The organism is Aliihoeflea sp. 40Bstr573 (assembly GCF_024105655.1).
Classification (GTDB): Bacteria; Pseudomonadota; Alphaproteobacteria; order Rhizobiales; family Rhizobiaceae; genus Aliihoeflea.
Window position 1 is genome coordinate 1 of sequence record NZ_JAAAMH010000066.1, and the last position, 857, is coordinate 857.

The 857-nt window shown below is 58.5% G+C and carries 1 pseudogene; it reads right to left on the bottom strand.

Going from position 1 to position 857, the window contains the following annotated elements:
• Window positions 1-814: pseudogene (locus GTK01_RS20910) on the bottom strand (IS5 family transposase); the annotation flags it as partial.
• Window positions 815-857 lie beyond the last annotated feature (43 nt).

Sequence of the window (857 nt, forward strand, 5' to 3'; positions counted from 1 at the left end):
TAGCGCTCGTGGACAAAGGGTATCCATAGTTTGACTGCTGCGATGGCGACGAAGCCGAGATAGGATTCCTTTGTTTTGTCATAACGGGTGGCGACGCGCCGCCAGTTCTTGAGTTTGTTGAAGAGCCGTTCGATCTGGTTGCGCCATCTGTATTTGGCTTTGTCGTGCGGGATCGGCTCCCGCCTGTTGCTTTTTGAGGGGATGACAGCCTCGACCTTGGCACTGGAGATTTCAGCGCGAATGACATCCGCGTCGTAACCCTTGTCGGCGAGAAAAGCCTCAATCCGATCGGAGATCATCCGGAACAAGGGCGCAAAGCCCTGGGTATCGTGCGTTTGCCCGGGTGTCAGGACGAAGCCGAGGGGGCGACCTTTCGCATCGCATCGGGCATGGAGTTTTGTGGTGAAGCCGCCGCGCGATCGGCCAAGCGCCTCGGCCTCCTGAGTCCCCTTTTTATGCCGACCGCACAATGATGTGCCCGGACAATGGTGCTGTCGATCATGTCGGCGCTTCGATCCCGCTCGACCATCTCCGCCAGCGTTTCGAGCATCGCCTCGAACACGCCGGTCTCGACCCATCGCCGATAGCGCCGGAAAACGCTGTTCCACTTGCCGTATTCGTCAGGCAGATGCCGCCATTGCGCTCCCGTGCGCGCCATCCACATCATGCCTTCAAAATACCTTCGATTGTCCTGAGCGGGGCGGCATCCGCGCCCTCGTTCAGCAGGCAGAAGCGGACCGATCAGCGCCCATTCCTCGTCCGTCAAACCAATCCGTTCGCCCAAGGCTGCCTCCAAATGGAAGCCTTGAATCAAAACCAGATTCCGCAGTCAACCTTTGTCCACGAACGCTAGTTCA